Raw genomic sequence first — 25,632 nt, 5'->3', positions numbered from 1 at the left:
TCGACGTTATTTCAATCTAACTTCAGAAACAGAAGCTCCGGAAGGAATCATTGGAAACACATTATCTTCTTGTTCTACCTTTACCTCTAAAAAGTATGGTTTGTCCGAAGCCATCATTTCTTGAATGGTAGATTTTAAATCTTTACGTTCAGAAATGCGTTTGGCCTCAATGCTATACCCTTCCGCTATTTTCACAAAATCAGGATTCACCATAACCGTTGAAGCGTATCTTTTTTCAAAAAATAGTTCCTGCCACTGGCGTACCATTCCTAAATGCTCATTATTCAATACAACAATCTTTACAGGAATGTTATGCTGAAAAATGACTCCTAGTTCTTGAATGGTCATTTGATAACCACCATCGCCAATGATAGCGACTACTTCCCTATCCATAGCACCCATTTTTGCTCCAATGGCAGCAGGTAATGCAAAGCCCATGGTCCCCAATCCGCCAGAAGTAATATTACTTTTAGATTGTGAAAATTTAGCGTATCTACAAGCAATCATTTGGTGTTGGCCCACGTCAGAAACAATAACCGCTTTGTTATTGGAAGCTAAATTGATTTCTTCGATAACCTCACCCATTGTCAAACCTTCTTTGGTTGGATGAATGTCATTTTTTATAATGGTATCGAACTCTATTTTATATTTTTCTTTGAACCCATTATGCCAATCCTCATGCTTGTTCTCATTTAGCAATGGCAAAATTAAACCTAAAGTCTCTTTTGAGTTACCCAACACTGCAACATCTGCTTGTACGTTTTTATTCACCTCGGCAGGATCTATCTCAAAATGAATAACTTTGGCCTGTTTGGCATAATCTTCCAATCTACCCGTAACACGATCATCAAAACGCATGCCTATGGCAATTAATAAATCGCATTCATTGGTCATTAGGTTTGGTCCGTAATTACCGTGCATACCTACCATACCTACATTTAAAGGGTGAGAAGTATCTAAAGCGGATGCTCCCATAATGGTCCAAGCGGCCGGAATCCCTGTTTTCTCTACCAAATCCTTCAATTCTTGTTCGGCCTGACCAAGGATAACACCTTGTCCCCAAACTATAAAAGGTTTTTTAGCGCTATTGATTAAATCAGCAGCGGCCTGAATTGCACTCATTTTTGGTTTAGGTACAGGTTTATAACTTCTAACCCCTGTACATTTCTCATAAGAGAAATCAAACGCATCTATTTGCGCATTCTTGGTAATATCTACTAGAACCGGTCCTGGTCTACCAGATTTGGCAATGTAAAAAGCTTTTGCCATAACTTCTGGAATTTCAGAAGCTTCGGTAATTTGGTAATTCCATTTCGTTACCGGAGTAGAAATACCAATAATATCAGTCTCTTGAAAAGCATCGGTACCCAACAATTGTCTGGTTACTTGACCGGTAATGCACACCATTGGGGTTGAATCTATCTGTGCATCTGCTAGACCTGTCACTAAATTTGTGGCACCGGGACCAGAAGTAGCAATAGCGACACCTACTCTACCGGATACACGGGCATACCCTTGGGCAGCATGTGTAGCTCCTTGCTCATGCCTAGTAAGAATATGGGTCAATTTATCTTGAAACTTATATAGTTCGTCGTACACCGGCATAATTGCCCCACCAGGGTAGCCGTACATTGTTTCGACACCTTCTGCCAACAAACAATGAATTATTGCCTCTGCTCCAGAAATCTTAATCGTTTTCTTGGAATCTGTACCTTTTTTCTTCTCTTTTACTGTTTCCATAATTAATAATCAAATTCAAGCATTGCATATAAGAGTTACAATTACCTGATATTAAAATCCCGCTAGAAATACTAAAAATCTAGCCGGTGTTATTTAGAACTCATCTGTTACACAACCTTGCGCAGCGGAGGATACGGAACGAGCATATTTGTATAATACTCCTTTTTTAAACTTTAAAGCTGGCTCCACCCATGCTTCTTTACGCTTTGCCAATTCCTCGTCTGACACTTCTACATTAATAGAATTTGTTTCTGCGTCTATCGTAATTGTATCTCCATCTTTAACTAAGGCAATAGTACCTCCTTCTTGTGCCTCTGGCGAAATATGACCTACCACAAAACCGTGTGTACCACCTGAGAAACGACCATCTGTAATCAACGCCACATCTTTACCTAACCCTGCTCCCATTATGGCCGCTGTAGGCTTTAGCATTTCCGGCATTCCCGGACCTCCTTTAGGACCTTCATACCTAATGACGACTACATTTCCTTTTTCTACTTTACCTCCGCGTATAGCATCATTGGCATCATACTCACTATTAAATACTTTTGCTGTTCCTTTGAACAACAAACCTTCTTTTCCTGTAATTTTTGCTACAGAACCATTTTCTGCCAAATTACCATACAACATTCTTAAATGCCCTGTTGCCTTAATTGGTTTATCTAAAGGCATAATAACATCCTGGCCTTCTTCCAAATCTGGGACATTCTCTAAATTCTCAGCTAAAGTCTTTCCTGTTACCGTTAAACAATCTCCATGTAAAAGACCATTTTTTAACAAGTACTTTAAGACTGCTGGTATACCGCCTATTCTATGGACATCTTCCATTAAATATTTACCACTAGGCTTTAAATCTGCAATAAACGGTGTAGTATCACTAATATGTTGAAAATCCTTTAGGGTAAAATCTATATCCGCAGCTCTTGCAATTGCCAAGAAATGTAAAACCGCATTGGTAGAACCTCCCATAATGGTTACTAGACGAATAGCATTCTCCAAAGACTTACGGGTAACAATATCCAGAGGTTTAATATCTTTCTCAATAAGAATACGCATTTGTTTACCCGCTGCGATACACTCTTCTTCTTTATTGTTGCTAATTGCAGGGTTAGAGGAATTATATGGCATGGACATACCTAAAGCTTCTATGGCAGAAGCCATTGTATTTGCTGTATACATACCACCACAAGCACCAGCTCCCGGGATGGATTTTTTAATGATGGATTTATAATTTTTCTCGTCCATGGTACCGGCTACCTTCTCTCCCCATGCCTCAAAAGCAGAAACAATATCCAACTTTCTATCCTCATGACATCCAGAAGCTATGGTACCACCATATACTAATATTGCCGGACGGTTTAAACGTAACATTGCCATTAATGCACCTGGCATATTCTTATCACAACCTACAACTGTCACCAAAGCATCATAAGACATTCCCTGTACAACAGTTTCCATAGAATCTGCTATAATGTCCCTAGACGGTAATGAAAAACGCATTCCTGGTGTACCCATGGATATACCGTCGCTAACACCAATAGTATTAAAAATCAAGCCTACAGTTTCTTTAGAGTTGACCCCTTCTTTAACTAATTTTGCCAAATCATTTAAGTGCATATTACAAGGATTACCTTCGTAACCAGTACTTGCAATACCAACTAATGGTTTATTAAAATCCTCATCTTTAAAACCAATTGCATATAGCATTGCCTGTGCTGCCGGTTGTGTAGGATCTTGAGTAACGTTCTTACTGTATTTATTTAATTCCATAATGTAATTCTCGTATGCTTATCTTGATTTTCTGATACCGTTAAACCAAAGATATAAGTTTATAAAAATTTCTGTTTTTAACTACAATTAACAATCCAAATTCATTTTATCGAAATAATACACAAACAACTAATTATCAATAACTTAAATAGTGTTTTTATATCATATTCAATACTTCAAAAGTGACCTGTTTTATTATAGTATCATAAAAAAACCTGCATCAAATAATTCTGATACAGGTTTCTCTACATAATGAAAAGCTATATCATCCCATAACAGGAACAACAATGACTATTTCAATATTTAGGTTTATTAACATCATTTTACAATAGTACTTAAAAAATGGCTTACAGATACCCCCTTCACAAAATTGATATAAAAAGTATCAAATTACACTAATTTGATACTTAAAGAATCACCACCTTTTTTTTGAGCCAAAATACAAATAGCCTTATCCGTCAACTGCACTACCCTAGGGTAACCACCGGTGGTTTGGCCGTCTTTCATCAATACTATAAGTTTGCCTGCGGGTGTTAGTTGTACCGTACCGGGAATGGTAGCAGAAGTAAGCATTGAAATGGTATGCGGCCGTATAGTTTCGGTCAATTGATATGCCATTCTATTATTCTCATGAGCTACAGTAAATGTTTTAGAGAAAATATCTTCTAACTGCTTATCGGTCAACAGATCAAATTCTGGAGCTTTAGTTACTTCTAGAACAGTATCGTCTAAAAATGAATCTACCTTAATCTCAGATATTTTAGGTTGAAAATTTAATTGGGTAGAGTATGGTACTATATCATTATCATTCAGCCTGTTGTTCTTTGTAATGGGTCTATAAAAAGATCTACTGCCCAATACTTGTTCAGAAGTAAATCCGCCTTTTACGGCCAAGTAAGACCTAAAACCTTTTTCTAATTTACCAAAAGAAATAATATCGCCTTTCTCTATTTTATAAACCTTGTAATTCTGTATAGGCAAATTATTTAGCGTTGCAGACAATTTTGCTCCACCAAGTGCCATATATGTTTCTTTTTCAAATACAAGCGTTGGTCCTGTCATAGTAATTTCCAAGACCGCGGACGGTTCCTCATTTTCTAAAAGAGAATCTAATTTAAATACCGATATTTCATCCATAACACCTGAAACGGGAACACCTTTGTTTCTATAATAAAATCTACCGGCATCCTGTATAGTAGTATAAAAACCTGCTTTTAAGACTTTAAGCATTTATTTTAATTTTTTCAGGTTTATAAATTCCTACTTCAGCCTCTATTTTACGAAGATCATGTTCAGCCTTTGATATCCTATAAAATTCAATTTTATCACCAACACTCACAAAACACGGATTCTCTTTGGTTGCATCAAAAATTGGCACCGCGCAATTACCTATAATATTCCAACCACCAGGTGACTCTTGCGGATAAATACCAGCTTGTTTTCCTGCTACACCAACAGCACCTTTTATTACTTTAGGTCTTGGTGTAGCTTTTCTTGGTAATTCTAATCCCTCATCAATACCACCTAGATACATGAAGCCGGGCAAAAAGCCAATACCAAAAACGGTATATGTAGCTCCCGTATGCATAGCAATAATTTCTTCTTTTGTTTTCTGAAGCCTGTTTGCCACTTCCTCTAAATCTAGACCGAACTCCAAGTCATATGACACCGGTAATCGCCATAAATATCTATCCGGTTTTGGCGACTCCTTTAATTGCGCGTACCAATTATGAATATGGGAAGATAACTTTAGAAAATCTAGTTGTTCTGTCCTGTTTGTGATCAACAAAGAGTTATATGAAGGCACCAATTCCCATTCATTATCTATAAATATTTCTTTGGTTAAAAATCTTTCGAAATGTAAAATCTTTTCCAAAATAATTTCACTGACCTCATTTGGCCATTCAATCATCACAGAATGGACTCCGAACGGTTTAATATTTATTTTAGGGGAATTCACGGTTTTACTTGTAGATTATGATAAGGCAATTCATTAGAAAGATACGTTAAAATTTGTAAAGCAGCAGGTGTATCTCCATGAATACAATAGGTATCTGCTTCAATGGTTACATTCTTTCCAGTTATGGTTTTTACAAGCTTATCATTATACATATGTAAAATATGATTCAAAACCTCTTTCCCAGACGTAATCAACGCATCTTTCTCTTTCCTTGACACCAAACTTAAATCATCATTATAATTTCTATCGGCAAAGGCTTCTACTAAAACTTCAAATCCATTTTTAATTGCCAATTTTTGAATGACGCTGTTATAAGGAACATATAACAGAACAGGATGCTTACAAGGTGCTATAGCTGTTAAAAATGTTTCTGCCAATTGTACATCTTTTGCTATATCGTTATATAAAGCACCATGTGGTTTAATATGGTGCAATGGAATATCTATTTCTTTACGTACAGATTCAAATGCCTGCATTTGAGTTTGAATACTTTTAATAAGTACATCATTGGAAATTGACATACTCACACGTCCAAAATTCTCTACATCTGGATATGAAGGATGCGCACCGACCTTAACTTGATATTTCTTTGCCAGTTCTAAGCATAATTTAATGGTCTCTTTTGAACCTGCATGACCACCACAAGCAATATTACACGAACTTATCATTGGAAACAGGTCTTTCTCATTACCTACACCCTCCCCAACATCACAATTAATATCTATACTTCTTTTTGTCATCTACAAAACACCTAAAACGGTTAGTATACTTTTAGCACCTAATAAAACGGAAAGGAGAATAATTAGTCCGCCGAAAACATTCTGCAACATAGTGTTTTTATATTTCTCCATTACGCCCGCTCTATTTACAACCCATAATAAGAAGACAGCAATAACAGGCAATAACAATCCATTTGTAATCTGAGCAAATTTGATAATCTCAATAGGTTTAATTCCGAAGGACAGAAAGAAAACACCAAGCCCTAAAATAATCATCCATATTATTCTAAACTTAGCATCTTTAAATTCTGCATTCCATCCAAAGCAACTATTTGCAACATAGGCTGCAGCCAAAGGCGCCGTTATAGCCGAAGTAATACCTGCCGCACACATTCCTATTCCTAAAAAATATAAAGCAGCAGACCCGTACAATGGTTCTAAGGCCTTTGCCATATCTATTACATTATTGACCTCAGATGAATTTATAGCCGCAGCAGAAATAATAATACTTATAGAGACGAGTCCGCCTAAAATAATAGAAACCAATGTATCTCTCTTTGCTAATTTCAAATCATCTTTAGATTTCCATTTCTCACTGACCAAGGCAGCATGTAAAAAAAGATTATAAGGAACAACTGTAGTACCTACCAAAGCTATTATAGTAAGGATACCTTTTTCCGGTACTGTAGGTATTAACAGCCCTTTAAGCAGCTCCCACATATACGGCTTGGTCAATATAGCCGTCATAACAAAAGAAAGGCTCATAATAAGCACCAACACTATAAATACCTTCTCCAAGGCTTTATAACTACCTAGATATAATAAGAGAAAAGCAAGACTTCCTAATATAAAGGGATACAAATGACCATATTCCATACCAAACAAGGCCTCCATACCTAAGGTAGCACCGCCAATATTACCAGCTTCATAAGAAGCATTACCTATTATTATAGCAGAAAAGATAAGTACGATAACACTATTGCGAATTAAAGGATTGTGAAGTTCTTGCTTAATAACATCTGCCAAACCTTTTTGCGTTACAATACCCAAACGGGCGGACATTTCTTGTAAAATATAGGTTGCTATTATAGATAACAGCATGGCCCACAGCAAGCTAAACCCAAAATTAACACCTGCCAAGGTACATGCCGTAACCGTTCCCGGGCCAATAAACGCCGCAGCTACCAGTACTCCCGGACCTAATTTCTTAAACATTTGGTAAAATTATCGTTCTTGTAAATATAATTACTAAATACATCTTTTCTCACCATACCCAAAATCATTTTCACCACAATTTTAACATTTTAAAATGCAGTTTATCTAAAAAAATGCAGTTCATCTAAAAGTTGGATGTCGTTTATCGAGATTACATAATAATACAAAAAGAACACGGTTATAGCTATCCCCAAACCTTAAACTTAACCTATTAATGATTTGTTTAGAATGTAAGAAAGAACTCGGTTATTTAGATCACAAAAATGCAATGGAAAGTGCAGGTGTAGAACTTTGTGCCAAACACCATGAGCGAATAAAGTTATTGATCAACAAACACAATACACCATTAGAAGCTATACAGCTTTATTATGCGCTAAAAGAAGCAGGTGTAAATTCTATGTTAGAATGGTGGGACGGCAAAAAGTCTATTGACATTGCCATTTCTCGTGTAAAACTCAATATTGAGATAGATTCTGAATATGAAAAGCTTACGGAACACGAAGCTATAAACAATTTAGAAGAGGCCATGCACTCATTTAAAAATGGCTTTACTACCATTAGAATTCCGCATATTGTTGTGCGCTATTATTTAAATGAAACCGTGAACAATATTATTGGAATAATGGAAGGTCTCAAAGCCAACATTAAAGTTATTAACTAAAAAACTAGATATGGAAAATTCTAAAAAAGCATTTAGAAACCCCATTAGGGCAGCTATTGCAACTCTTTTGATGGGTATGGTAATGCGAATACTTCATTATCCGTTTTCTGAAGGAATAATTTTTATATCCTTTGCCGCTATATTAATACTATATACCGTACGTTTTTCTAGAAAAAAAGAAAAAAAATCTGTAGACCTAATTAAAATGGCCTTGGTACTTTTTTGGACCACCAACGGAATACTGACAATTTTAGACTTTACCCATACCTTATTTTTTCAAATTGGTACGGCATTTACCTTTATCGCATGGTTTGCCATGGAAGGCACTTCATATTTCATGTCCAGAGACGGAGATGTAAACAATAGCATGACCGAAATTATTTGGAACTTTGTTATGGTAATAGGTGTCATAACCCTAATCTGTGGCGGCCTAATGCATTTATTAACGTGGGATTACTCTATACCTGTACTTACACTTGGCCTTACAATAGTAACAAGTTATATTCTTAAAGACATTTTTACCGCTCCAAAAAGCAACGAAGACGATATAAATAATGAAGGGCTATACTCTTAATAGTGATTACTCTTTATTATAAATAATTTTACCCCAACCAACCCTCTCAAGTTGGTGAACAGTTTTGAATGGTTTTTGAAATATTATTACCATTCAAATCTTGTTCATTTTTTCATTCTACCTTTTTCAAAGTTCCAAGTATATTGACGATTACCATAATACTACCCCAACCAACCCTCTCTATCTAAAGATCGGTATTGAATGGCCTCAGAAATATGGTTGCCATCTAAATTATCTGCACCACCAAGGTCTGCAATGGTTCGTGCCACTTTTAATATTCTATCGTACGCCCTAGCAGAAAGGTTCAATCTTTCCATGGCGTTTTTCAACAAGGCTTTAGAATTATCATCTAGCTTACAATATTCACGAATCTGTTTTGTATTCATTTGAGCATTGTAATGCACATTTTCCAAACCGGCAAATCTTGCCGTCTGTACTTCTCTAGCAGCAGTTACCCGCTTTCTTATAGCTACACTACTCTCCCCTTTTCGTTCTTCCGATAATTTTTCGAACGGTACTGGAGTTACTTCAATGTGAATATCGATTCTATCCAATAAAGGACCCGATATCTTACTTAAGTAGCGTTGCATTTCTGCAGGTGATGAAGTTACAGGAGCATCCGGATCGTTAAAATATCCGCCCGGACTAGGGTTCATACTGGCTACCAACATAAAACTACTTGGATAGGTGACCGTAAAACGGGCACGGGAAATGGTTACTTCCCTATCTTCTAAAGGTTGGCGCATTACCTCTAATACTCCACGTTTAAATTCTGGCAATTCATCTAAGAACAAAACCCCGTTATGCGATAAGGATATTTCACCTGGTTGCGGATATGCTCCGCCACCTACAAGGGCAACATCTGAAATGGTGTGATGAGGACTTCTAAATGGTCGCTGACTCATTAACCCCATATTTTTAATCTTACCGACAACACTGTGAATTTTAGTGGTCTCCAATGCTTCATGTAAAGTCATTGGCGGTAAAATTGATGGTAACCGCTTTGCCAGCATTGTTTTACCTGCTCCCGGCGGACCAATTAAAATTATATTATGACCTCCCGCAGCTGCAATCTCCATACAACGCTTGATACTTTCTTGACCCTTAACATCGGAAAAATCAAATTCAGGAAAATCCAGGTTTTTATAAAATTCTTCCCTTGTATCTATGATGGTTTGTTCAAGTGGAGTGCCTTGATCGAAGAAATCTAAAACTTGTTTAATATTATCTACCCCGTAAACCTTTAAATCTCCAACAATAGCAGCTTCTTTGGCATTGGCCGTTGGTAAAATAAATCCTGTAAACCCTTCTTCTTGTGCTTTGATCGCAATTGGTAACGCCCCTTTAATAGGCTGTAGGCTACCATCTAAAGACAACTCGCCCATGATGATATACTTTTCAATGTCCTCTGATTTTATTTGACTAGATGCAGCCAAAATACCAATAGCCAAAGTAAGGTCATAAGCGGAACCTTCTTTTCGAAGATCTGCCGGAGCCATATTAATAGTGATTTTTTTACCCGGAATCTTATATCCGTTGTTCTGGAGTGCAGCAGCTATTCTATAATTACTTTCTTTAATTGCATTGTCTGGCAGTCCTACCAAATGATAACCAATTCCTTTGTCGATATTTACTTCTACAACAATGGTTGTAGCCTCAACGCCAAATACCGCACTCCCATAAACTTTTGTAAGCATTTTTAATCCTTTGGCTTAAAAATAAGGATTTCTTTACTCTTTTGAATTTCAACCTTGTTCATCATCATTTTACGAAACTCACCGTTAACATACATTTCGGCCTGATTTCTATAATGTTTGCTAAACGGATTACCCGATTGACCGGTCGGTAAGATACTTATACTATTTTCTACATCCGAAAAATCTACGAGCCTTCTTGTTGAAGGTCCTGACGTAGTTTTATAAAACCCAGTTTTGTCATAGGAAAATGCCAAATTATTAATTACCTCTCTTGTGCCGTTTACCGGAAAGGGACCTACGTTAAAAAATGAACGTAAAGCAGCTATTTGACCTATAGGATGTGGATGCTCTATACTATGCACCCTCTCCCATCGCCAATAATTCATGTTTTTTCCAAAATCTTTTTCCAACGAAATAATGGCATCCATAAAAGATGTATTTACAATAGCAGCTATATCTTCTTGAATACCGGCCGTATTCACATTATCTAACCATACAGATTCTTCATCCTTGGAAAGTGGTGCAATTAATCGCTTTACAAAATGGGTACCTAAAAATTGCTTGAACAATGCTTCACCTAATTCATCTTCAAAAGTATTTTCTAAAAAATAATATACCCATCTATTGTAGATTGTAGCCTCAATTGAAGTTAGCTCATAATTGCCCGTCCACATTTTTAAACTATCAATGGCCTTTAGTCCATTTTCGCTTAATAAAGAAACATCAATGTATTTGGATAAATTGGTTACAATTTCTGGATTTACGGATGAAATAACGTCGGTTATCATATCACTTGCAGCATCTAGGTCCCAGTCATTTTTAGGTTCTAAAAGTTGTACTATTCGTTTACCTCTATTTTCTGGCAAATAATAGCCCGGGTATAGCATACCTGCAATAGAATCTGGTTGATTATTAGCGGAATACACATAGTTGTTCGGCGGATTTATAGCCTGCGGATTCTTATTAAAAGGTATAAATCTCTTGTCTACCGGAAGCCCTTTACCGACTTCAAATACCATCTTGGTATTGACCGAATCAGGAATCTCATATAGTTGCGCCGTTGCAAACCAGGCTACGTTACCCTCATCATCGCCATACATAATATTTAAACCCGGAGCATGAATTTTTGGTAATGCTTTTTTGAATTCCGTTAGATTATTGGCGTGGCTTAAACCAAACAGTGCATCTATAACCTTATTCTCCATTTGGGTATATAACCATGACATTGCAATAGGTCTTTCTCCCTGTATTTGATCGGCTATTCCATTAAGAATTGGCCCGTGGTTCGTTTTTTTATAAGTAAAAGCTACATCAGAAGAATCTTTAACCTTAAAAGTCTTTGTTATTATTTCATAGTCAACATAACCGTTATCGGACAAATATTGATTCTCGTTATCAGGATTGTTCTTTTCAAAATAAAAATCCACATCATCGTTTTCAAACATGGTTAGACCGTAAGCAACTTTTCGATTATGTCCCAACAATGGAAAGGGAATTCCTGCAATATGATACCCATATTTAGAATATGTTGGGGTTTCTACGTGAGCCTCGAACCAAACGGATGGCTGAGAAAACCCAATGTGGGGATCATTGGCAAAAATGACCTTACCATTCTTTGTTTTCTCAGGTGCAATAACCCAGCTATTACTGCCCTCGAATAAAGGAATATCCAAAGCTCCTAAAGCTTTGTTTACTGAAGCAGTAAGATTATTTTGAATAGTGTCTAATGAAGTAGGGTTATAGTTCTTGATCCATTCCGTATCAACGCTAGAACCTACATGCAAACCATTTAAATATTCAGGTCCTAACTTGGCGTTTATAGTTGTCAATAAAGGATCTGTTTTGTGTGCCATAGCAAAACTAAAGGCCATATAACCAATAGTATTATAAACATCTTCCAGTACAAATTCTTTCTTATCGATACCGGTAAGATAGAACTCTACCGGTGTTGGCCCTTCTTTTATAAATTGATTGATGCCGTCCAAGTAAGCATTCGCCAAAACAACACCAACATCACTCTCATCTGCATTATTTGCTGTCAGTTTAGAGGCATCTGCAATACCTAGAGATAAAAAGAATTTATCGGTACCTATTAAATCTGCACCAAATACTTCTGACAGACCACCACTAGCAATTCTTCTAAGCAGTTCCATTTGCCAAAGACGATCTTGTGCATGAACATATCCTAAGGTTCTAAAGGCATCTTCTTCGTTCTCTCCATAAATATGAGGAACTCCATAATCGTCATAGTAGACGTTTACCTCTTTTTCAAGATCGGAAAGCTCTTTTTCACCTGAATAATCCGGTTTTAGAGTGTAAGCTAATACACCGACAACAATAATCAGAAGGGTAATAATAACCAATAGGAAGGCTCCTATTTTTTTTAAATTTTTCATAGTTCAGTTTGGGGGAATTGTTCCCAAGTTAAAACTATTTTTTACATAAAACACTTCGCAACCCTGCTTTTTATTGACAAGTAGTCAACATCTTACAAAAGCTATAAACTATTTATTATTCCTTAATCCTTCTAATAGCCAATTCTTATAAGTTGGAACATCAGAATTTTGAATGGACGTATTCAATACTTTCAAGTCTGGTGACAACAACACATAGAAAGGTTGGGAAATAGAACCAAAATTAACATCTTGAAAAGTACCCCATTTTTGGGCAATGTTATTTATTTCTTTTATACGACCACTTTCAAACTGATAATTAAACTGCTCTTCTTCCGGTAGCTGTTGTCTGTCATCCGTATATAATGAAATAAGTACATAGTTCTCTTTTATGATCGGAAAAACCTCAGAATCGCTCCATACGTTTTCCTCCATCTTTCTACAGTTTACACATGCCCAACCCGTAAAATCTAAAAGAATAGGTTTATTTACCTCTTTAGCATACGCCAAACCTTCATCAAAGTCTTTAAAGCAATCAATCCCTAACGGACAATCGCTTTCTTGCTCAAAAATGCTATAAAATTCAGGAGGAGGAAATCCGCTTAACAATTTCAAATTGGTGATATTGGTAACTCCTAAGATCATATAAATAGTAAATGCAGCACTTACAAAAGCAGCTACTTTTCTACTAAACGACAACTTTTTAATTGGTCCGTCATGCGGGAACTTGTATAACCCGAACAAATATAAAGTCATTGCTATACCTAGCACTATCCAAATACCCAAAAATATCTCCCGCTTTAAAATACCCCAATGCCCTACTAAGTCCGCATTGGATAAAAATTTAAGAGCCAGACCTATTTCTAAAAAGCCTAACACTACTTTTACAGTAGTCATCCACCCACCAGATTTTGGTAGAGAATTTAACCAAGCCGGGAACAAGGCGAACAATGCAAAAGGCAATGCCAATGCTACACCAAAACCGGTCATACCTGCGGTAAGGTTAGAAGCAACTTCACCTTCCGCCAAAGTTGTACCGCCTAGTAGACCTCCCAAGATAGGACCAGTACAAGAAAAAGATACAATAGCTAATGTGACGGCCATAAAAAATATACCCAAAACACCACCAACCTTTGTAGAGGCATCATCCATTTTATTTGCCCATGAACTTGGCAACGTTAGTTCATAGTATCCAAAAAAGGAAAAAGCAAAGAATATGAAGATTACGAAGAACAGCAAATTTAACCATACGTTCGTTGCAATAGAATTGAGTATTTGGGAATCTACAGAATCAAACAAATGAAATGGCAGACTTAATAAAAAGTAAATAAGGATTATAAAAAAACCATACAACAATGCATTTATAATTCCTTTAGATTTTTTCTGGGAGTGTTTTGTAAAAAAAGAGACCGTTAAAGGTATCATAGGAAATACACACGGAGTCAACAAGGCTATTAATCCGCCAAGAAAACCTAAGCCAAAAATAACCCAGATATTAGTGCTTGTAGCTATAGTATCTTGACCTTGGGTAAGTAGCGCTCTATTCTTTAAATCTAATCGTAACTTTTGCCCTAGCGCTAGACTTCTGTCATCAACAGTAGTTACAAGCTCTGCAGCGGAACCATCTAATGTAAACAAGAACTTTTTGTCCATGGGAATACAAACCTCCTCACATACCTGAAAAAACAAGTCTACATCTATTTGATTGATTGCAGGGTCTAATATTTTAACACGCTGTTTAAATGTTGCGTACTCTTTAAAATATGTTTCTTCTACCTCAAAAACTTCACTGTACTCCTTAATAGTTTCACTTTCGGTCGTTCCGCCCAAAAGTTCATAAGCAATACCATTTCCGTTGTAGGTAAAATCACTGGGTAAAGACCCAAATTCAGATGTAAATTGGGAATACATGTGCCATCCATCCAAAATTTTAGCTTGCATTACCAATTCATACTCCGAGTCGGAAATTTTATTGATTTGCTGTTCCCAAACTACGGGTTCATCTTCTGTTTGTGCGAAAGTACCAAGTGGCAAAACGACAATAAAAAGTAGTAAAGCAAAAAATCTAATCATGTAATTCTATTTTTAATATCTCTTGGTTAACATCTACCACTCTAAACCGGTGATCAGCACGCATGCCTATTACCCAAACTATTTGCTCACCTGAGCATAACAACCAAGTTTTTTCTTTTGACAAGACATCTACTTTCTCATCTTTAAAAAACTTTGCAAGTTTCTTTTTCCTGTTTAATCCTATTGGATAAAAGTAGTCGCCAGATTTCCATTTTCTTACGCTCAGCGGATATCTTAAAGCATTCTTTTGAACAAATATTTCACTATTCGTATTATCAAAACGCTCAGAAACAGACATAAATTTTAAATTCACCGGTAAGTTCAAAGGTACTTCTTCTTCAGTAATGAAATATTCCTGCCTATCTAATTTACTATCATCTATGGCTGATAAAATTAATACGTCACGATTTTTTACCAGCACATGGGAACTAGATACCAATTGTTTACCCGAAAGCCCATCTAACAAAGCCTCTAGGTTTTTCATCTCCTTAAATCCGTATGAACTGAACAAACCAAATAAATAGGTAGACAAAGGCTTTAATTCCTTCAACTTTGAAATTTTCACTTCTACCCTTTCGCCTTTTTCAACAAAGAGTTCATCTTTAAGGTTTTGTAGATATGCCGATGCAATAACTTCGGTTTGCCCTAAATAATCTAAGGTACTTTTAAAATTTTCCGTAAAAGTAGGATGCAGTTCTTTTAATTTGGGTATAATCTCTAATCTAATTTTATTTCGCAAATATTTAGCATCGGCATTACTGGCATCTTCTCGCCATTTCAACCTTTGCCCTTTTGCAAATGCCTCTAATTCTTGCCTACTAAAAGGTAATAAAGGCCTTCTGATATTATTTATTTTAGCGGGAATTCCCGTTAAACCTTCAATACCAGTTCCTCTAGATAAATTGATTAAAAAAGTTTCTAAATTATCACTGGCATGATGCGCCGTTAACAAATAAGAAATATTATGTTCTTTCATTAACTGGGCAAACCAAGTGTAACGTAATTCCCTTGCTGCCATTTGTACAGATACCTTGTGCTGATTTACATAGCCAAGCGTATCAAAATGGGTTACAAAAATTTCATTACCAATTTCCCGTGCAACATTTCGCACAAAAACTTCATCACCATCACTAGCTTTTCCCCGCAGTCTAAAATTACAATGTGCAATAGAAAAATTTAATTTTAACAGCTGGCATAATTCTACGAGCACCGAACTATCCAGACCACCGCTACATGCAATTATGAAATGATTATCCAGCAATTCCGGAAAAGAATCTTCAATATGTTTTTTAAAAGCCTTTAACACAAGACAAAGGTAACGAAGTCCCTTAATTTAATAGGAAAGCCTAAGATTAATTTAACTTGTAAAAAATTGAATTAAATTATGAAATAGCCTTTACAAAAGAGGCTACCTTATCTGCGTGAACCTTGGCCAACTCGTCATTGGTAATACCGTTGACTTCATCAAAATTTTCTCCATATTTAGGTAACGAAAAAGATGCAACCACCGTTCCTTGAAACCTTGCAAGTAATTTTTCTGTAATTTCCAACGCACCAATAGCACCACGACCACCATTAGAAGTAGCCATTAACAGTATTTTCTTATCTGCCAAAAACTTTACATCTAAACGAGATAACCAGTCTAACGTGTTTTTAAAATATGCCGAAGGAAAACTATTGTGTTCGTTTACGGCGATGATCAATCCTTCTGCATTGGTAATTTCATTCTTAAATTCTACGAGTGAATTTGAGAATCCACTTTCATTTTCCAAATCTTGACTGTACATTGGAAATGGATACTTTGACATATCTCTCAACTTTACTTCCTGCCCTTTAATTAGACTAGCGGTATACTTCACCAATTTATAATTAATGGATACTGAAGAATTGCTCCCCGCAAATGCCAAAACGTAACTCATAGACCTATTTTTATGTGTGATCGCTAATTTAACCCAATTACGGCAATCCTTAGAATATTTTATCTAATTTTACGGCTTTAAACATCCAAACTTACTGTTTTATAAGTATATAGGATATAATTGTTATAATGAACAACTCTAAATCAAGATTGTTTTTTCTAGACGCTATAAGAGCGTGGGCCATTTTAATGATGTTACAAGGCCATTTCATTGATGGTCTACTTGATAATGTATTTAGAGACGACTCTAATATATTGTTCTCTACTTGGAAATATTTTAGAGGAATTACCGCACCTGTATTCTTTACCGTATCTGGATTCATATTTACATATTTGCTCATTCGATCAAAAGAAACGGGTTGGTCTAACCCAAGAGTTAAAAAGGGTATTAAACGCGGATTTGAATTATTGGTCATTGCATACCTTTTAAGAATGAACATTTTTGGTTTGTTCAAAGGTGAAATTTATGATTCTTTCTATTTGGTAGACGTTCTGCATTGCATAGGACTTTCATTACTGTTCATTATAGGATTTTACATTTTAACTTTTGCCAAGCAAAAATGGATTTTCCCCACCATACTGATGGTCACAACACTTTTGCTATTTGTCTTTGAACCGGTTTATAAAACATCTAGCTTTGAATTTTTGCCGCAAGCACTTGCAAACTACTTAACAAAGGCCAATGGCTCGGTATTCACCATTATACCATGGCTAGGCTATGCAACAATAGGTAGTTTTATGTCGGTTATATTTTCCAAATATCAATACAGCAAAAACCTTTATAACTACATTGTACCAGCTTATATAGTAACCGGACTATCATTACTATTTCTTTCTTCAGATTTTTTCCTTGCTATTTATGATGCTACGGGTATAGCATTGTTTCAAGCTATTTTCAATAATAATTACCTGTTCATACGTTTAGGAGATGTACTTATTGTTTTTTCCATTTTCATTCTCCTAAGAAAATATTTAATGAATGCGACATGGCTTAGAATAGGTCAAAGCACCCTATCCATATACATTATACATTTTATAATTCTATATGGTAGTTTTACCGGATTAGGTTTATACCGATTTTTTCATCACTCATTAAATCCTTACGTTGTAGTACCGGGCGCCATTTTATTTATGATTGCAAGTACATATTTAGCCTTAAAATATGAAGATCACAAAGCACAGATTAAATTTAACTTACGTTCCTTACTATCAACTACAAGGATTTATTTGGAACAGTTTGCGATCATAGTTTTTGAAATGCTAAGAAGTGGCACAGAAAAGGTATTACGTTTATTAGGCCTGACCAAGAACTAACAGCCTCAAATGAAGCTCATACAAAACAAAAAAAGGCAGCCAAATGGCTGCCTTTTTCATTACTATATTATTCTATCTACTTAAACATGCAATGCACGATCATCAGTAGCCGCCAATGCAGCTTCTTTGACCGCTTCGGCATATGTTGGGTGAGCATGGCTCATTCTAGATATATCTTCTGCAGAAGCTCTAAACTCCATAGCGGTAACCGCTTCGGCAATTAAATCTGCACAACGAGCACCTACCATATGAACACCTAAGACTTCATCGGTCTTTTTATCGGCAAGGATCTTAACAAATCCGTCAGTATCCATACTCGCTCTAGCACGGCCTAAGGCACGCATTGGAAATTGACCTACTTTATATTCCACACCTGCTTCCTTAAGTTCCTCTTCCGTTTTACCAACAGCGGCAACCTCTGGCCATGTATAGACCACACCAGGAATTAAGTTATAATCAATATGTGGTTTCTGACCCGCTAATATTTCTGCTACCAACGTACCTTCTTCCTCCGCTTTATGAGCTAACATGGCACCTTTGATTACGTCACCTATGGCATATATATTGTCAACATTTGTTTTTAAATGCCCGTCAACGATCACCTTACCTCTTTCGTCAAGTTTAACTCCGGCAGCATCGGCATTTAAACCGTCGGTGTATGGTTTTCTACCAACGGCAACTAAACAGTAGTCACCTTCAAACACGACCTCTTCTCCTTTTTTATTATCGGCTTTTACAATTACCTGATCACCTTTTCTTTCAACGGATTTTACTTTGTGCGATAATGCAAACTTTACTTTTTGCTTCTTTAAAACTTTGGTAAGCTCTTTAGAAAGTGCAGCATCCATTCCTGGTATAATGCGATCCATAAACTCAACCACAGTAACCTCTGCACCAAGTCTTTTATATACCTGACCAAGTTCTAGACCAATTACACCACCACCAATAACGATCATATGTTTTGGCACTTCTTTAAGTTCCAAAGCTTCTGTAGATGTTATAATACGTTCTTTATCCAATTTAATAAAAGGCAAAGTTGATGGTTTTGAACCAGTTGCAATAATGATATTTTTAGCTTCTATCTCTTCAGTTTTACCATCGTTCTTTTTGATGTTTACATGAGTGGCATCTTTAAAACTACCCACACCTTCGTAAACGGTAATTTTGTTCTTATCCATCAAGAACTCAATTCCTTTAGTGGTCTGGTCAACAACACCCTGCTTACGGGCAATCATTTTTTCCAAATTCACTTTTATTTCTCCTGGTATTTCAATACCGTGCTCATCAAAATGTTTAATGGCATCTTCATAATGATGCGAAGAATCTAACATTGCCTTAGAAGGAATACACCCAACATTTAAACATGTTCCACCCAAAGTGGAATATTTCTCAATTATTGCAGTTTTCATTCCTAATTGAGCACAACGTATTGCGGCTACGTATCCTCCAGGTCCTGAGCCAATAACGGCTACATCATATTGATTCATAAATTTTATTTTCTAATGTCTTACAAAATTAATACTATTTTTACTTTCTAAACTCATTTTAATATATTGTTTAGAAGCGAAAATGTTAGCTTTTTCAACAGTTTAACGACATTTTTAATCCTTTAAATATAAAAACGCCCTAAAAATTCCAATTCGCTTACAACAAATATATCGTTGATTTTTGCAAAAAGAGTCCGCAAACTCAAAGCGGTATTGCGGTAGAATGTTTTACCTCTTTAATGGTAAACGAACTTTGTGTACTACCTATATGACTCATTGCGGTCAATTTATTGACCATAAAGTTTCGGTAAGCATCCATATTTTGAACGTGTATTTTTAACAGGTAGTCATAATCACCGCTTAAATGATGGCATTCAACTACCTCTTGCAAACGCATAACTTGCGCCTCAAATTGGGCAATGTTATCTTTTACATGCTGTACCAATTTAACATGACAAAATACCGTAAAATTCCTATCTACAACAGCTTTGTCAACTAAAGCTACATAACTTCTAATGGCTCCAGTTCTTTCTAGCCTTTTAATACGTTCATATATAGCGGTGGTTGAAAGCCCCAATTTAAGAGCATACTCCTTAGTTGTTTTTTTACTATCTGCCTGTAACAATTCCAGCAGTTTATTATCTATCTGATCAAGTTTTATCATGATTATTATTCCGTAAAGTTCTCACAAGTTACACATTAATAGAATATTAATCTATTATAAAATTAAAAATAGATTAATAAACTAACAAAATGATTTTGTATTGACAATTTTACACCAAAACAATATTTTTACTGAAAACAACAACACATGAGCCACAAAAACAGTAATGACTTACAAGATTTACAATATTTTGGAGAATATGGCGGAGTAAATCCTTCAATTTCCGATTCTTCTACCTATACCTTTATATCGGCAAAAACCATGTTCGATACATTTGAAGGAAATACAGAAGGTTGCTATTTGTATAGCCGACACTCCTCACCTTCAAATTTATATTTGGGCGAAGCATTGGCAGCTTTAGAAGGTACCGAAAGTGCCAACGTTACTGCAAGTGGCATGGGAGCAATTACAGCGGTTATCTTGCAACTTTGTAATGCTGGCGACCATATTATTAGTAGCAGAACCATTTATGGAGGAACGTATGCCTTTATGAAAAATTTCTTGATCAAATTCGGAATTAAAACTACCTTTTTGGACATTACAGATCTTGATGCGGTGGCGGCAGCTATTACACCTAATACTAAGATGATTTATTGTGAAAGTGTCAGTAATCCGTTATTAGAAGTTGCCGACATATCTGCTCTATCCGGCATTGCCAAGAAAAATGATCTACCCTTAGTAGTAGACAATACATTCTCCCCGCTCACCGTATCACCGGCAAAATTGGGTGCGGATATTATTATACACAGTCTTACAAAATTTATAAATGGCACCAGTGATTGCGTTGCAGGTGTAGTTTGCGGTACTTCAGAATTCTGCTTGGGTCTTAAAGATGTAAATAACGGAGCTGGAATGTTACTGGGCAGCACTCTGGACAGTATGCGCGCTGCATCCATTTTAAAAAATATGCGCACCCTGCACATTCGAATGAAAAAACATAGTGAAAATGCCCAATTCTTGGCAGAGAATTTTGAAAAAGACGGATTACGGGTTGTTTATCCGGGACTACCGTCCCATCCCGGACATTTAGTTATGAAAGATCAAATGAATCCTGAATACGGCTTTGGTGGATTGATCACCTTAGATGTAGGCAGTTTAGAAAATGCCAATGCACTTATGGAATTAATGCAAGAAAGAAAGTTAGGTTATTTGGCAGTAAGCCTAGGATTTTACAAAACATTATTCAGCGCACCCGGGAGCTCTACATCATCAGAAATTCCAATAGAAGAACAACAAGAAATGGGATTAGGCAACGGATTAATTAGATTTTCTATAGGATTGGACGATGACATACAAAGAACTTACATCTTAATGAAAAAATGCCTGGAAGACCTTAATATACTGGATGTCAAAAGCATAAAAGCCTAACCTTACAAATGCAAAATGGGTTTGCACATCCGTAACAGAAATCGTAATATTACCTAGAAACCAAACTCACATTTAATGTCTTACCAAAATACCAATGATCACAGGGAAAACGAGCATATCGTCGATAATAAGGAATTAAGCATTTTTGCCGCTCTAATACCCGTTATAGCCCTTGTGGCCATGTTGGCATATAATGTATATGTATTTGGCGATGACGCATTAAGTGGTTCAAATCAGTTCATACTATTATTGGGCGGCGCAGTTGCAGCAATAGTTGGGTTTGTAAACAAGGTTTCCTACAAGCAAATGATTGCAGAAGTGGAGGAAAACATTAAATCTACCACGGGTGCCTTATTGATTTTATTAATGGTTGGCGCATTGGCAGGAACATGGCTGGTAAGCGGTATTATACCGGCAATGATCTATTATGGCCTTCAGATACTTAATCCTACCATTTTTTTAGCGGCGTGTGTAATCATATGCGCCATTATTTCCGTAGCAACGGGCAGCAGCTGGACAACTTCTGCTACCGTAGGTATTGCCTTAATAGGTATTGGCGAAGCATTAGGGATATCTTTAGGTATGACCGCTGGTGCAGTTTTGTCAGGAGCATATTTTGGAGACAAGCTTTCTCCTTTGAGCGACACCACAAATTTGGCCCCAGCAATGGCAGGCGGAGAATTGTTTTCACATATTAAATATATGTTATGGACTACCGTACCCACCATATCGGTAACGCTCATCGTATTTTTAATAATCGGGTTTAGCATAGAAACTAATGGAGAGGCGGATGTTGACGCTATTCTGGCTTCTATAGACGCTTCTTTTGATATTAATGGTTGGTTGTTTCTTGTACCTATTGCCGTTATTGGTCTCATCGTTAAAAAAACGCCTCCGTTGGCCGCATTATTGATCGGTACCCTATTAGCCGCGCTTTTTGCCGTAATTTTTCAACCAAATATAGTTGCGGGCATTACGGGAGCAACAGAACTTACGTTTCAATCAGGATATCAGGGCATATTAAAGGCCATTACCGTAAGCACAGATGTACCCACCGAAAATAAGGCGTTGAGCGATTTATTCTCCTCAAAAGGAATGACAGGTATGTTAGGCACCATTTGGTTAATTATCTGCGCTATGTTTTTTGGCGGAATTATGGATGGCATAGGTGCCTTATCAAGAATTACAAAGTCTCTGCTTAAAATGGCAAAATCTACTTTCGGGCTATTCTTTAGCACCGGTATAAGTTGTATTGTTTTAAACGGTACGGCATCTGACCAATACTTGGCGATCGTTGTTCCAGGCAAAATGTTTTCAAAAGCTTTTAAAGATAGAGGTTTAGCGCCAGAAAATTTAAGTAGAACCTTAGAAGATACAGGTACCGTAACATCTGTATTAATACCTTACAATACTTGCGGAGCCTATCATAGCGGAGTATTGGGCGTGGGTGTAGCCGAGTATTTTGTATATGCTATTTTCAATTGGCTAAGCCCTATTATGACCTTTATATTCGCCGGTTTAAATATTAAGATCAAAAAATTGGTAGCCTAAATAAAAAAATCTTAGGTACTACTATTTATACCCAATAGCACTTTTAACTATTGATCTGATAATTTAATGGTCTAAAAATTATTTGATTCTCATTAAAACTCTATTATTTCTTTAGCTATTCAAAATAGTTATTCTAGCATTGAAAATTCTAATTTAGAAAGTCTGTAAACCTTCTTTCAAGTGTTAATTTTGCTTTATAAATTAATTATAAAACGAAAACATATTATGGCATTTGTAGGAAAGAAATTCCCAAATATTAGTGTTAACGCAATGAACGACATGGGCGACACTTTTAAACTTAATGTTTTAGAAGAAGCTCAAAAAAATAATAAGAAAGTAGTTCTTTTCTGGTATCCAAAAGACTTTACTTTTGTTTGTCCTACAGAACTTCATGCATTCCAAGCTGCCATTGGTGAGTTCGAAAAAAGAAACACATTGGTAATTGGTGCATCTTGTGACACTCCTGAAGTACATTTTGCATGGTTGAGCACAGATAAGGACAACGGTGGTATTGAAGGTATTACTTACCCAATTTTAGCAGATAGCAACCGCAACCTATCAAGCGTTTTAGGTATTCTTGATATCCAAAACGAAGTTTATGACGAAGAAACGGAAACTGTACAAGTGGAAGGTGATAATGTTACTTACAGAGCAACATATATTATTGATGAAGAAGGTGTTGTACAACATGAGAGCATAAACAATATGCCTTTAGGTAGAAATGTTGGCGAATACTTACGCTTAATAGACGCACTGACCCATGTACAGGAAAAAGGTGAAGTTTGCCCGGCTAACTGGGAAGAAGGCAAAGAAGCCATGTCCGCAAATAGAGATGGTGTAGCTAGTTACCTTTCTGCGCACGCTAACTAAAAATATTATTTTAAATGAACATGGAGTATCAAAACTTCATGTTCATTTTTATTAACATTAAACAACCTTAATTATGTTATTAGAATTAGAACAAGATAATTTACAGGAAATCATAGATAACAATCCAAACGTTGTAGTTCAATATTCTGCAACATGGTGTGGTAACTGTAGAATTATGAAGCCAAAATTTAAAAAAGAAGCTTCACAAAATGAGAATATTACATTTGTATTGGCAGATGCAGAAAAATTCCCTGAATCTAGAAAACTAGCAGATGTAAGCAACCTACCTACCTTCGCTTCTTTTGAAAAAGGGAAAATTAAAAATCAGGTTCAAACAAACAAGTACGACCTATTAAAAGATTTGATCAGTGAGATTACCCATAATTAAATTACTGACAGAGTTCATTGAGGAAAAAGATAGCGATTTTGTTCTAGAAACTATCGAGACTTTAGAAGCACTCACTGAGCTGCCTTCGTTGAAAGATGAGGAGCTTGATGTAATAGGCGAACTTATTTCTAACATGTACGGAGCCATAGAAGTAGCCAATAGCATAGAACAGGGCACACCAAAAAAAGATGCCATGAATCAGTTTATGCAGCGCGTTTTAGGCTCTATTGACAAATAATAAAACAAGAATTTAAAAAGTCCTCTCAAATATGAAAGGACTTTTTTTTGTCATATTCCCTCCCGTTTCAACTTTATATTTTATAATTTCACAATCTCAATTTTAAAAGATAAAAGTTATGGCTTCGGTTACATTAAAAGGAAACGAAATACACACATTAGGAACATTACCGGCAAATGGTGAAAAAGCTCCGGAATTTCAATTAACTAAGAATGACTTATCTACCGTAAAACTTTCGGACTACGAAGGTTCTAGAGTAGTTTTAAATATTTTTCCAAGTGTTGACACAGGAACTTGTGCACAATCTGTACGTCAATTCAACCAAGAGGCCGCAGAATTGGACAACACTATTGTACTTTGTATTTCAAAAGACCTACCGTTTGCACAAGCAAGGTTTTGTGGTGCCGAAGGAATAGAGAACGTGGAAATGCTTTCAGATTTTAGAGATGGTAATTTTGGAAAAGGTTATAACGTAGCTTTTTCAGACGGACCGTTGGCACCGTTACTTTCAAGAGCGGTTGTAGTAGTTGATGAAAAAGGCAACGTTTTGTATACAGAACAAGTTTCCGAAACTACAGAAGAGCCAAATTATAAAGCGGCTCTAGAGGCCTTAATGAACTAAAAATAAAAGGACACTTATGCCTAAAGAATCCTTTTTGGTAAATCGTATTAAAAGTGTAGGCTTTGCCCTTAAAGGCGCCTTCCTTTTAATACGAACCGAAGCAAGTATAAAAATTCAAGTTTTCATTGCTATTGTAATGACCGCTGCCGGTTTCTATTATGACATTTCAAGTACCGAATGGATTCTTCAAATATTTGCGATAGCACTTGTTTTAGGTATTGAAGGCATGAATACGGCAGTAGAAAAAATTGCAGATTATATTCAGCCAGAATTTGATGTTAAAATCGGTTTTATAAAGGATATATCCGCCGGAGCCGTAATGTTGGTTTCTATAGCATCTACAATCATTGGTCTTATTATTTACCTGCCAAAGGTTTTATAGGATAGTCTATACAGTTCTTCGTAGCTCA

The 25,632-nt window shown here is 36.2% G+C and carries 23 protein-coding genes; 10 read left to right on the top strand and 13 right to left on the bottom strand.

From position 1 onward, the window contains the following. Positions 1–6: 6 nt before the first annotated feature. The 6 genes from ilvB to PXC01_RS15750 form a co-directional block, all read right to left on the bottom strand. Complete coding sequence (ilvB, locus tag PXC01_RS15775) at positions 7–1,740, bottom strand: biosynthetic-type acetolactate synthase large subunit (RefSeq protein WP_276473252.1); 1,734 nt, start codon at positions 1,738–1,740, stop codon at positions 7–9. Positions 1,741–1,833: 93 nt separating this feature from the next. Next, entirely contained in the window at positions 1,834–3,510 is a 1,677-nt protein-coding gene (gene ilvD / locus PXC01_RS15770) for a dihydroxy-acid dehydratase (protein WP_276473251.1), read from the bottom strand. A 390-nt stretch (positions 3,511–3,900) separates the two neighbouring features. Then, positions 3,901–4,740: a 5-oxoprolinase subunit C family protein gene (locus tag PXC01_RS15765; RefSeq protein ID WP_276473250.1), complete on the bottom strand. Its 840-nt coding sequence runs from the start codon at positions 4,738–4,740 to the stop codon at positions 3,901–3,903. After that, positions 4,733–5,470 (bottom strand): 5-oxoprolinase subunit PxpB, encoded by a 738-nt coding sequence (gene pxpB / locus PXC01_RS15760; RefSeq protein ID WP_276473249.1) that lies wholly within the window; start codon positions 5,468–5,470, stop codon positions 4,733–4,735. The genes PXC01_RS15765 and pxpB overlap by 8 nt, the downstream gene beginning before the upstream one ends. Beyond that, complete coding sequence (pxpA, locus tag PXC01_RS15755; protein WP_276473248.1) at positions 5,467–6,210, bottom strand: 5-oxoprolinase subunit PxpA; 744 nt, start codon at positions 6,208–6,210, stop codon at positions 5,467–5,469. The genes pxpB and pxpA overlap by 4 nt, the downstream gene beginning before the upstream one ends. Then, the gene (locus PXC01_RS15750; RefSeq protein WP_276473247.1) at positions 6,211–7,404 is read right to left on the bottom strand and encodes an Nramp family divalent metal transporter; all 1,194 of its coding nucleotides are present in this window, start codon (positions 7,402–7,404) and stop codon (positions 6,211–6,213) included. Between the two features lie 214 nt (positions 7,405–7,618). Between PXC01_RS15750 and PXC01_RS15745 the strand changes: the two genes are divergently transcribed. Together PXC01_RS15745 and PXC01_RS15740 are read left to right on the top strand one after the other, a co-directional pair. After that, complete coding sequence (locus PXC01_RS15745) at positions 7,619–8,065, top strand: hypothetical protein (RefSeq protein WP_036153892.1); 447 nt, start codon at positions 7,619–7,621, stop codon at positions 8,063–8,065. A gap of 10 nt (positions 8,066–8,075) precedes the next feature. Continuing rightward, positions 8,076–8,639, top strand: a complete 564-nt coding sequence (locus tag PXC01_RS15740; protein WP_276473246.1) for a hypothetical protein — start codon at positions 8,076–8,078, stop codon at positions 8,637–8,639. A gap of 161 nt (positions 8,640–8,800) precedes the next feature. On the opposite strand, the gene PXC01_RS15735 is transcribed toward PXC01_RS15740, so the two are convergent. The 5 genes from PXC01_RS15735 to PXC01_RS15715 all read right to left on the bottom strand — a co-directional run bounded on the left by PXC01_RS15735 (position 8,801) and on the right by PXC01_RS15715 (position 16,721). Then, positions 8,801–10,336, bottom strand: a complete 1,536-nt coding sequence (locus tag PXC01_RS15735; RefSeq protein WP_276473245.1) for a YifB family Mg chelatase-like AAA ATPase — start codon at positions 10,334–10,336, stop codon at positions 8,801–8,803. Between the two features lie 2 nt (positions 10,337–10,338). Next, complete coding sequence (locus PXC01_RS15730; protein ID WP_276473244.1) at positions 10,339–12,732, bottom strand: penicillin acylase family protein; 2,394 nt, start codon at positions 12,730–12,732, stop codon at positions 10,339–10,341. 108 nt (positions 12,733–12,840) lie between these two features. Next, positions 12,841–14,802 carry a protein-disulfide reductase DsbD family protein gene (locus tag PXC01_RS15725; RefSeq protein WP_276473243.1) on the bottom strand — a complete coding sequence of 654 codons (1,962 nt, stop codon included), beginning with the start codon at positions 14,800–14,802 and terminating at the stop codon, positions 12,841–12,843. Next, complete coding sequence (gene tilS / locus PXC01_RS15720) at positions 14,795–16,108, bottom strand: tRNA lysidine(34) synthetase TilS (protein WP_276473242.1); 1,314 nt, start codon at positions 16,106–16,108, stop codon at positions 14,795–14,797. The genes PXC01_RS15725 and tilS overlap by 8 nt, the downstream gene beginning before the upstream one ends. Before the next feature lie 76 nt (positions 16,109–16,184). Continuing rightward, positions 16,185–16,721 carry an NADPH-dependent FMN reductase gene (locus PXC01_RS15715; protein WP_276473241.1) on the bottom strand — a complete coding sequence of 179 codons (537 nt, stop codon included), beginning with the start codon at positions 16,719–16,721 and terminating at the stop codon, positions 16,185–16,187. Positions 16,722–16,849: 128 nt separating this feature from the next. Between PXC01_RS15715 and PXC01_RS15710 the strand changes: the two genes are divergently transcribed. Beyond that, positions 16,850–18,034 (top strand): heparan-alpha-glucosaminide N-acetyltransferase domain-containing protein, encoded by a 1,185-nt coding sequence (locus PXC01_RS15710; RefSeq protein WP_276473240.1) that lies wholly within the window; start codon positions 16,850–16,852, stop codon positions 18,032–18,034. 80 nt (positions 18,035–18,114) lie between these two features. Here PXC01_RS15710 and lpdA read toward each other — a convergent pair whose 3' ends face one another. Together lpdA and PXC01_RS15700 are read right to left on the bottom strand one after the other, a co-directional pair. Beyond that, a complete protein-coding gene (gene lpdA / locus PXC01_RS15705; protein WP_276473239.1) occupies positions 18,115–19,521 on the bottom strand; it encodes a dihydrolipoyl dehydrogenase in 1,407 nt (468 codons plus the stop codon). Positions 19,522–19,723: 202 nt separating this feature from the next. After that, positions 19,724–20,182 (bottom strand): Lrp/AsnC family transcriptional regulator, encoded by a 459-nt coding sequence (locus PXC01_RS15700; protein ID WP_276473422.1) that lies wholly within the window; start codon positions 20,180–20,182, stop codon positions 19,724–19,726. Between the two features lie 150 nt (positions 20,183–20,332). Here PXC01_RS15700 and PXC01_RS15695 point away from each other — a divergent pair, with 150 nt between their 5' ends. From PXC01_RS15695 to PXC01_RS15665, 7 genes are all read left to right on the top strand, one after another. Beyond that, positions 20,333–21,553 carry an aminotransferase class I/II-fold pyridoxal phosphate-dependent enzyme gene (locus tag PXC01_RS15695; protein ID WP_276473238.1) on the top strand — a complete coding sequence of 407 codons (1,221 nt, stop codon included), beginning with the start codon at positions 20,333–20,335 and terminating at the stop codon, positions 21,551–21,553. Positions 21,554–21,628: 75 nt separating this feature from the next. Continuing rightward, on the top strand, positions 21,629–23,104 hold the full coding sequence (gene nhaC, locus PXC01_RS15690; RefSeq protein WP_276473237.1) for a Na+/H+ antiporter NhaC: 1,476 nt from the start codon (positions 21,629–21,631) through the stop codon (positions 23,102–23,104). A 225-nt stretch (positions 23,105–23,329) separates the two neighbouring features. After that, positions 23,330–23,974: a peroxiredoxin gene (locus PXC01_RS15685; protein ID WP_276473236.1), complete on the top strand. Its 645-nt coding sequence runs from the start codon at positions 23,330–23,332 to the stop codon at positions 23,972–23,974. 73 nt (positions 23,975–24,047) lie between these two features. After that, complete coding sequence (locus PXC01_RS15680) at positions 24,048–24,362, top strand: thioredoxin family protein (RefSeq protein ID WP_073246691.1); 315 nt, start codon at positions 24,048–24,050, stop codon at positions 24,360–24,362. Beyond that, entirely contained in the window at positions 24,343–24,600 is a 258-nt protein-coding gene (locus tag PXC01_RS15675) for a DUF6952 family protein (RefSeq protein WP_027066683.1), read from the top strand. Before PXC01_RS15680 ends, PXC01_RS15675 begins: the two co-directional genes overlap by 20 nt. Positions 24,601–24,718: 118 nt before the next feature. After that, positions 24,719–25,222: a thiol peroxidase gene (gene tpx / locus PXC01_RS15670; RefSeq protein ID WP_276473235.1), complete on the top strand. Its 504-nt coding sequence runs from the start codon at positions 24,719–24,721 to the stop codon at positions 25,220–25,222. Positions 25,223–25,238: 16 nt separating this feature from the next. Next, positions 25,239–25,604, top strand: a complete 366-nt coding sequence (locus tag PXC01_RS15665) for a diacylglycerol kinase family protein (protein ID WP_276473234.1) — start codon at positions 25,239–25,241, stop codon at positions 25,602–25,604. The last annotated feature ends 28 nt before the right edge of the window (positions 25,605–25,632 follow it).

The sequence above is a fragment of the Maribacter huludaoensis genome (assembly GCF_029350945.1).
In the GTDB taxonomy this organism is placed as follows: Bacteria; Bacteroidota; Bacteroidia; order Flavobacteriales; family Flavobacteriaceae; genus Maribacter; species Maribacter huludaoensis.
Note: the sequence above shows the minus strand (reverse complement) of the source record. Positions and strands in the feature narration are given on the sequence as shown.